The 5394-nt window shown below is 67.9% G+C and carries 3 protein-coding genes and 1 pseudogene; all 4 read right to left on the minus strand.

The window, feature by feature from the left end; all coding sequences use genetic code 11:
• Positions 1 to 175: 175 nt before the first annotated feature.
• Entirely contained in the window at positions 176 to 613 is a 438-nt protein-coding gene (locus JHD07_RS31100; RefSeq protein ID WP_061882131.1) for an SRPBCC family protein, read from the minus strand.
• A gap of 11 nt (positions 614 to 624) precedes the next feature.
• Positions 625 to 3537 carry a flotillin family protein gene (locus JHD07_RS31105; protein WP_291629094.1) on the minus strand — a complete coding sequence of 971 codons (2913 nt, stop codon included), beginning with the start codon at positions 3535 to 3537 and terminating at the stop codon, positions 625 to 627.
• Positions 3538 to 3562: 25 nt separating this feature from the next.
• Positions 3563 to 4396, minus strand: coding sequence for a phosphoenolpyruvate hydrolase family protein (locus tag JHD07_RS31110; protein WP_291629096.1), 834 nt, complete (start codon positions 4394 to 4396; stop codon positions 3563 to 3565).
• A 3-nt stretch (positions 4397 to 4399) separates the two neighbouring features.
• Positions 4400 to 5394, minus strand: a pseudogene (locus JHD07_RS31115) (Tm-1-like ATP-binding domain-containing protein); the annotation flags it as partial.

The raw sequence follows: 5394 nt of genomic DNA on the forward strand, positions 1-5394 counted from the left end.
CTCTGCGAGCGCGTCGGCCTCTCCCGCAAGCGGGAGAGGCGGAGCAAGCCCGCGGTCCTCGTGAAATCCATATGCGATCGCCCTGCCGCTCGCGGGGAGAGGTCGGCGCGAAGCGCCTGGTGAGGGGCAGCCTCCATGAGTAGTGTGCCATCACGTGAGCATTTGCGACCATCGTTCACCCTCCGAACACGCGCTTCAAGGCATCAAACCCGCCCTGGAACACGCCGCCGCCGATATTGCTGACCAGTTCGGTTTCCCGCTCCGGTGCGCAGTCAAACTCGGCGGTCCATTCCACGAAGGTCTGGTCGCCGTCGGTGACCGGCGTCAGCCGCAGGGTGGCGACGTAGTTCTCGACGCCCATCGGCGATTCCAGGATCGAGTAGGTGCAGAACATGTCGTAGTCGGACAGGCCGAGCAGCTTCTCGCGGATGCGGTCGCCGTTGCGCAGGCGGAAATCGCGCACGCAGCCGATCTTGTCGGAGGGTTCGCCGCCCTCGATCCGGCTTTCGGCGATGGCCGGATGCCAGTTCGGCAGGCCGTTGAAATCGCGCACCCGCGCCCAGACGCGGTCGTTGCGGGCGTTGACGACGGTGGAGACATAGACGCGGGCCATCGCTCAGGACCTCAGCTCTTCTTCCGCGGCCCGCGCTCGGCCGGCGGCTCGCCGCCCTCGGCCGCCGGGGGGGAGGCTGTTGGCTTGTCGCCGCCGCCGCTGCCGCCGCTCTTTCGCGCGGCCTCCTTGATGCCCTGCATGTCGCGAGCTTCGCGGATCAGGCCCGGCATCTTCGAGAGACTGCCGCCTTCGACGCCGATGTCCGAGAGAATGGAGTCGATCAGCGGCGCCTGGACGCGGTAGCGCAGCGCCGAGTCGATCACCTCGTCGGTGGCGCTGCGGCCGCCATTGCCGTTGCCGTGGCCGTTGCCGTTGAGGCCGTCGACCTGGAGGATGCGGATGCCCTCGATCTTCTCCATCGGCTTGACGCTCTCGCGCACGATGCCCTCGATGCGGTCGAGCAGCTTTCTGCGGAACAGCGAGTAGCGCGCCTGGTCGGTCAGCACGTTCTCGGCCTCGTTGAGCAGCCGCTGCGCCTCGGCCTCGACCGCCGCGCGCACGCGTTCGGCTTCGGCGGCGATGCGCGTCTCCTCGGCCTGCTTCTCGGCGAGCAGGATTTCGACGGTCTTGCGCCGCTTGGCGATCTCGCTCTCCCGGGCCGTGACGACGCGCTCGGTAGCTTCCGTCGCGCGCATCCGGGCTTCCTCGGCAGACGCCTTGGCTGCGGACTCTTCCAGGGATTTCGTGTGGATCGCGATGGCCTTCTCCATCAGGACGGTCTCGACCTCCTTCTCGCGGTTGACCTCGAGCTTGCGCAGCTCGCGCTCGCGGCCGATGCGGGCTTCGTCGAGACCGCGGTCGGAGGCGATGCGGGCGCGCTCGACCTCCTCACGGGAGGCGATCTCGGCTTCCTGGAGCGACTGGACGCGGGCGACCTCCAACTGCTCGATGGCACGCCGCCGCTCGATGCGGGCCGCTTCCAGCGCCTGCTCGCGCGAGACGTCGGTGGTTTCGACCTCTTTCCGGGCGACGATCTCGGCCTGCTTGACCTGCCGGTCGGCGTCGATCCGCTCGGAGCGGTTGGTGGAGAGGGCGATGACGCGGTCCTCGTCGGCGATCTCGATCGCCTTCTTCTGCTCGATGTTGAGCACCTCGCGCTTCTTGGAGGAATTGATGCGCTCGGCCTCCAGGGCCAGGTCGACCGTGATGCGCTGGCGCTCGATGGCGTCGCGCCGCTTCAGCTCGGCGGCTTCGAGGACGCCGGTCCGCTCGATCTCGAGCGCGCGGGTCTCGCGCTCGGCCTGGATGCGCTCGGCTGCAACCGCCTTCTCCTGGGCGATGCGGGCCGCCTCGATCGCCTCGCGGGAGGCGATGTCGGCTTCCTCGACGGCGCGGTTGCGGGCAATCTCCAGCGAGCGCACGCGCTCCTCCTGCGCGATGCGCGAGGCTTCCGTGGTCTCGCGCGCGGCGATGCCGGCGACGTCGAGGGCCTGGTTGCGCTCGATCTCCAGCTGCCGCGTGCTCTGCTCGGCGGCGATACGCTCGGCGGAAAGCGTCCGCTCGCGGGCGATGCGGGCGGCTTCCACCGCGCGCTGCGCCTCGATCTCGGCCTCCTGGATGGTCCGCACCTGCTGGATCTCCAGCGCGCGGGTGCGCTCGTCCGAGGAGATGCGCTCGACATTGACGATCAGCGTCTGGGCGATGCGGGCCTTCTCGGTGGCCTCGCGGGCGGCGATCTCGGCCTCGTCCACCGCGCGCGTGCGCTCGATTTCGCGGCGACGCGTCTCTTCCTCGTTGGCGATGCGGGCGTCGGTGACGACGCGGTCCTGCTGGATCCGTGCCTTCTCGATGGCTTCGCGCGCCGCGATCTCGGCTTCCTCGACGGTGCGCATCCGCTCGATCTCGCGCTGGCGGACCTCGCGTTCCGAGGCGATGCGGGTGGTGTCGATCGAGCGCTGGTTGGCGATCCTCGTCTTCTCGATCTCCTCGCGCGCCAGCAGTTCCTTCTCCTCGATGGTGCGGGTCCGCTCGATCTCCCTCTGGCGCGTCTCGCGCTCGGAGGCGATGCGGGCCTCCGCGATCGCCTGGTCGTTGGCGATGCGGGCGCGCTCAATGGCCTCGCGGGCCGAGATCTGCGCTTGCTCAGCCTCGGTCTCGCGCAACGCCCGTTCGCGGGCGACTTCGGTGCGCTGGAGCGCGCGGCGCATCTCGATGTCGCGTTCCTGCTCCAGCCGTGCGGTCTCGCTCTCTCGCTCGATCTCCAGCGCCTGCCGTTCGGCCTCGAGATTGCGCGAGCGGATCTTGATCATCGAGTCCTGCTCGATGTCGTTGCGCAGCTTGCGCTTGGCCTCGATGTCCTGCATCAGCTGGGTCAGGCCTTCGGCATCGAATCGGTTCGAGGGGTTGAAGAATTCTAGGTCGGTCTGGTCGAGATCGGTGATGGCGACCGATTCCAGTTCGAGGCCGTTCTGGGCGAGGGCTTCCGCCGCTTCGGTCTTGACGCGCGCGACATAATCGCCGCGCCGCTCGTGCATCTCCTCCATGGTCATCTCGGAAGCGACCGAGCGGATCGCAGAGATGAACTTGCCGGCGAGCAGCGCATGAAGCTGCCCGGGCTCCATGGTGCGGCGGCCGAGCGTCGCCGCGGCGATCGAGACCGCTTCGCGTGTCGCCTGCACCCGGACGTAGAAGTCCGCCTCGATGTCGACGCGCATGCGGTCGCGGGTGATCACGGCATCCTGCTTCGAACGCACGACGCCCATGGGCAGCACGTTCATGTTGACGGGCGTGTAATCGTGGATGAACGGCAGCACGAAGGCGCCGCCATTGATCACCACGCGCTCGCCGAGGAAGCCGGTGCGGACGAACGAGGTCTCCTTGGAGGAGCGATGGTAGAGCCAGTTCACGATGTAGACGCCGACCACGATCACGATGATCGCGACGATCAGCCAGAGGATCAATTCACCGACCAGATTGCCCGACATCTTTCCCTCCTTCGTCCCTTCGGCGTTATCGCGCGCCGATCGCCTTGAATTGCCGCACCTGCTCCGTCAGCGCCCGCTCCACCGGCAGCCGCTCCATCGAGGACGCACCGTAGAAGCCATGGCAATAACGAGTGTTCTTCATGATGAAGTCCGCATCGGCGGGGTCCGCGATTGGGCCGCCATGCGCGAGCACCAGGATGTCCGGATTGACGCTGAGCGCGGCGGAGGCCCATGTGTCGATCTGCGCGGGACAATCCCCGAGCTTCGGTGCCGTCTGCGCGCCGATCGAGCCGCCGGTTGTCAGACCCATGTGGCAGACGATGATGTCGGCGCCTGCGATCGCCATCGCTGCGGCCTCCTTCTCGCTGAACACGTAAGGCGTCGTCAGCATGTCCTTGTCGTGCGCCTTGGCGATCATGTCGATCTCCATCGCATAGGACATCCCGGTCTCTTCGAGATTGGCGCGGAAGGTGCCGTCGATCAGCCCGACGGTCGGAAAGTTCTGCACGCCCGCGAAACCGAGCGCTTTCAGCTGGTCGAGGAACACGTCCATGTCGCGGAACGGATCGGTGCCGTTGACGCCCGCCAGCACCGGCGTCCGGGTGACCACGGGCAGCACTTCGTTCGCCATCTCGAGCACGATGGCGTTGGCATCGCCGTACGCCATCAGGCCGGCGAGCGAGCCGCGGCCGGCCATGCGGTAGCGGCCGGAATTGTAGATGACGATCAGATCGACGCCGCCGGCTTCTTCGCATTTTGCCGACAGTCCCGTTCCGGCGCCGCCGCCGACGATCGGCTCGCCGCGACGCGCCATGTCGCGAAACCTCTTCAGCAGCGCTGCGCGTTCAAACCTGGCCATCGCTCACCTCGCTACTCTCCGCCGTGCGCCGGCACGGCCGAACAGGGTCCGGAACGCACCGACGATGGCGGCGGCAAAGTCGGGATCGTTGATGTTCTTGGGGATGCGAACGAGCTGGCGGTTGCCGGTCTGCCGCACCGTGCGCTCCAGCGTCCGGAACAGCGCCGCGTCGGCGTCGGGGTCCCAGAACGGCTGGCCCCGCGCGTCGAGCGCGGAGACCCCGCCCTCGGGCAGGAAGAAGCGCACCGGGCCGTCCATCTGGTTGAGCCGCTCGCCAATCCAGCGGCCCATGCGCTCGTTCTCTTCCGGAGTCGTCCGCATCAACGTCACCTGCGGATTGTGGACGTGGAACTTGCGGCCGCGGTAGCGCTCGGGAATGGTGTCGGGCGCGCCGAAATTGACCATGTCGAGCGCGCCGACCGAGCCGACATAGGGCAGCCGGTTGCGGATGATCGCGCCAAGGCGGTCCTCGGTCGCCGGAAACACGCCGCCCATCATGAGGTCGCAGATCTCGGTCGTGGTGAGGTCGATCACGCCGGCGAGCTGGCCTGACTCGACAAGCTTCTCCATCGAGCGGCCGCCGACGCCGGTGGCGTGAAAGACGAGGCACTCGAAATCGTCGCGCAGGTCGGCGGCGATCTTCTGCACCGCCGGCGTCGTCACGCCGAACATGGTGATGCCGACCGAAGGCAGGTGGCCGGCCTCGCGCGAGGTGGGGGCACGCGCGTCGAGCCGCGCCTTGACCATGCCGGCAAGCGCGTTGGCGCCGTTGGCCAGCACCGCGCGTGAGATCGAGTTCAGCCCCTGCACGTCGGTGACCGAATACATCATGGTGATGTCGGCCGGGCCCACATAGGGCCCGACGTCGCCGGAGGCGACGGAGGAGATGATCAGCTACGGCAACCCGATGGGCAGCGCGCGCATGCCCGGGGCGACCAGCGAGGCCGCGCCCGAGCCGCCCGCGGCGCTCCTCGCCGACACATACCTCGCCGCCCACC

Source organism: Bradyrhizobium sp., assembly GCF_016462955.1.
In the GTDB taxonomy this organism is placed as follows: domain Bacteria; phylum Pseudomonadota; class Alphaproteobacteria; order Rhizobiales; family Xanthobacteraceae; genus Bradyrhizobium.

Bases quoted from the DNA above. Each gene is read 5' to 3' on its own strand.
- JHD07_RS31105 (WP_291629094.1), bottom strand. From the start codon at position 3,537: ATGTCGGGCAATCTGGTCGGTGAATTGATCCTCTGGCTGATCGTCGCG.
- JHD07_RS31100 (WP_061882131.1), bottom strand. From the start codon at position 613: ATGGCCCGCGTCTATGTCTCCACCGTCGTCAACGCCCGCAACGACCGC.
- JHD07_RS31110 (WP_291629096.1), bottom strand. From the start codon at position 4,396: ATGGCCAGGTTTGAACGCGCAGCGCTGCTGAAGAGGTTTCGCGACATG.